Origin of the sequence: Bradyrhizobium sp. (assembly GCF_049798375.1) — a bacterium.
In the GTDB taxonomy this organism is placed as follows: Bacteria; Pseudomonadota; Alphaproteobacteria; order Rhizobiales; family Xanthobacteraceae; genus Bradyrhizobium.
The window spans coordinates 1-2,832 of the sequence record NZ_JBARGP010000363.1 but is presented as its reverse complement, the minus strand read 5'-3'; the positions used below and the strand labels follow the sequence as shown (position 1 = coordinate 2,832).

The following is a 2,832-nucleotide window of genomic DNA, read 5'->3' as shown; positions in this document are numbered from 1 at the left end:
AGCCCGGCGTGGCTTTCGAAGCGCGCAACCGGGCGCTGACCCTGCCCGGCCTGCAGCTGATGGAAGCCCAGGCGTCGCCGGTGCGCGTCTCGCGCAACGGCCGCTATCTCGCTGACGGCAATGACGATGTGGTGGTGGCGATCAACCGCGCGGGCACGGCGCTGATCGAATCGGTCGGCCGATCGCATGTCCTCGGCGAGGGTGAAGCCATCATCCTGAGCGGCGGCGAGGCCACGTCGTTTCAACGCGTCAGCGAAGGCAGATCGTTTACGTTGCTGGTGCCGCGTTTGGCGATCGAAGCCACCGTGGTCGGCATCAATGATGCGTTGATGCGGCCGATCCCGGCGGGGCGTGGTGCGCTCAAGCTGCTGGACAATTATGCGAGCTGGCTGTTGAACGCAGGCGGATCGACCGATCCGCGGCTGCTCAATCTCTCCGTCCGTCACGTTCAGGACCTGCTCGCGCTGGCGATCGGGCCCACCGCCGATTTCGTCGACACGGTGCGGGCGCGCGGATTGCGTGCGGCACGGCTGCGGCTCGCAAAATCCTTCGTCGTCGGCAACAGCCATCGGCGCGATATCTCGATCACGGCCGTGGCGGCGAAGCTCAACGTCACGCCGCGCTACGTGCAGCGTATGTTCGAGGCCGACGGCACCACCTTCTCGGAATTCCTCACCCGGCTGCGGCTGTTGCGCGCATATCGGCTGTTGTGTGAGCCGGCCTCGGGCCAGGCGGCGATCGCGACCATCGCCTATGATGTCGGCTTCGGCGACCTGTCTTATTTCAATCGCCGCTTTCGCCGCCAATACGGCCAGACGCCACGCGAAGTGCGCGGCGATCGGGCGCGCTAGCAGGAGCGGGTGATGACATCCAAGATCATCGCGCTGAAAATTCTCGACGGCCTCTTCGTCGTAGTCGCCGCTGTCCTGCTGCTCGCTGTCGTCGGAGCGCCGGCGGACTGGCTGATGGACCTGATCGGCCTGTCCTGGCGCGATTTTCAGGCGTTCGCGCTGTTCATCCTGTTCGGCACGCTGCTCCTGATCCACGCCATCGCGACCTCCGATTCCGCGCCGTGACGAAGCCACCGCCGTGCTGTCGCGCAGCAGTGACACTCCGCTTTCTTTGCGAAATACGGTTAATTCCACCGTAGCGCGTCGAGCTGGCGCGGAAGCAACAGTTCGCCAACCATTGCCTGAGCCGAGGGTGCCCGTTAGTGATTTGGAAAATCGTGCCAGTGCATTTTCGTCTGGTCCTGAGGGGGACGGAGTGGGGAGAGTACTCATGGCGATCGATGGGCAAGCGGTTCTGGAAAACGTGCGACGCTATCGCAACATCGCATCCTTGTATCGGCAGACGGCGACGTTCCGCCCGCTGCAACGCGCCTCGCTGCTCGAACAGGCGCAGCTCTGGGAAGCGCGCGCGGTGAGCGAGCTCGAGGATTATTTCGTCGCCCGCGACGCGGCGTCAAATCCGCATCTCGCCTATCATCCCTCGAGCTATGCTTCGGCACGCTGGCAGATGGCTGCTGCGGCGTGAGCCGCCTTCGCCGGAACGACGCAAGTGTCGGGCATGGAGATGTTCGGCGATCCCGTTGCAGCGAACGAGACCGCCATCGAGCCGGCTCGTAGTTCCGCCGTTGCGGCTTGCTGACGTCCACCGTTTGCCCCATGCCGCATGCGGGCACTCATGGTGAGCGCCGTCCGCGATGCGGGTTGGGGCGATCAGCGGCTGCGTTCATGCCTTGCCTTTCGGCGCATGCGCATGCAGCTCCTGCACCAGCACGCGCATATTCTCCGAATAGTCGATGGGAACGATGACCAGCTGCACGCCGCCTGCGTCGAATGCGGCGTTGAGTGTCGGCGCCAGTCCGTCTGATGTCTCCACCCGGCTGCCCCGGGCACCATAGGCCTGCGCGTAGGTGACGAAATCGGGATTGCCGAAGGTCATGCCGAAATCCGGAAAGCCGTCGACGCCCTGCTTCCAGCGGATCATGCCATAGGCATTGTCCTGCAGGATCAGCACCACGAGGTTGAGCCGCAGCCGCACGGCGGTCTCGAGCTCCTGCGAGTTCATCATGAAGCCGCCGTCGCCACACACCGCCATCACCCGCCGCGTCGGATTGAGGCATGCGGCCATGATCGCCGACGGCAGGCCGGCGCCCATGGTGGCAAGCGCGTTGTCGAGCAGCAGCGTGTTGGCGACGCGGGTCCGGTAGTTGCGGGCAAACCAGATCTTGTACATGCCGTTGTCGAGGCAGACGATGCCGTCCTCCGGCATCACCTGGCGCACATCGTGCACGATCCGCTGTGGCGTCAGCGGATAGCGGCTCTCCTCGGCGCGATCCGCGATGTGGCGGAGAATCTCGGCCCGCAAGCCAAGCAGCGCACCGGCGTTCGGCAGTTTGCCGTCGAGCCTGTCGGCAAGCAGCGCCAGGCTGAGGCCGACGTCGCCGACCAGCTCGGCATGCGGAAAGAAAACAGCCTCGACGACCGCCGGCAGGTAGCCGACATGCAGCACCATCGGACCGTCAGGGCCCATCAGGAACGGCGGCTTCTCGATGGTGTCGTGGCCGATGGCAATGATGAGATCGGCGTGATCGACCGCATCATGCACATAGTCGCGCTCGGAGAGTGCCGCGGTGCCCATGTAGAGGCCGGAGCCGCCGGCGACCGATCCCTTGCCCATCTGGGTGTTGAAGAACGGGATCTGCAGGCGCTTGACGAAATCCGCCAATGCCGCGGCAAGCCGCGGCCGGCTGGCGGCGGCACCGAGCATGATGAGCGGGCGCTTTGCTGCCTTGATCATCTCTGCCGCGCGATCGAGCGCCGCGGG

General features: G+C 65.0%; 4 protein-coding genes. 3 read left to right on the top strand and 1 reads right to left on the bottom strand.

Annotated elements, in window-relative coordinates; translation table 11 throughout:
• The 3 genes from WA702_RS15255 to WA702_RS15245 form a co-directional block, all read left to right on the top strand.
• On the top strand, nt 1–851 hold an 851-nt coding region (locus tag WA702_RS15255), incomplete at its 5' end, for an AraC family transcriptional regulator (protein WP_425111364.1).
• 12 nt (nt 852–863) lie between these two features.
• The gene (locus WA702_RS15250; protein ID WP_425111363.1) at nt 864–1,076 is read left to right on the top strand and encodes a hypothetical protein; all 213 of its coding nucleotides are present in this window, start codon (nt 864–866) and stop codon (nt 1,074–1,076) included.
• A gap of 205 nt (nt 1,077–1,281) precedes the next feature.
• Complete coding sequence (locus tag WA702_RS15245) at nt 1,282–1,536, top strand: hypothetical protein (protein WP_425111362.1); 255 nt, start codon at nt 1,282–1,284, stop codon at nt 1,534–1,536.
• 198 nt (nt 1,537–1,734) lie between these two features.
• Here WA702_RS15245 and WA702_RS15240 read toward each other — a convergent pair.
• A partial coding sequence (locus WA702_RS15240; protein ID WP_425111360.1) for a thiamine pyrophosphate-dependent enzyme occupies nt 1,735–2,832 on the bottom strand: 1,098 nt, incomplete at its 5' end.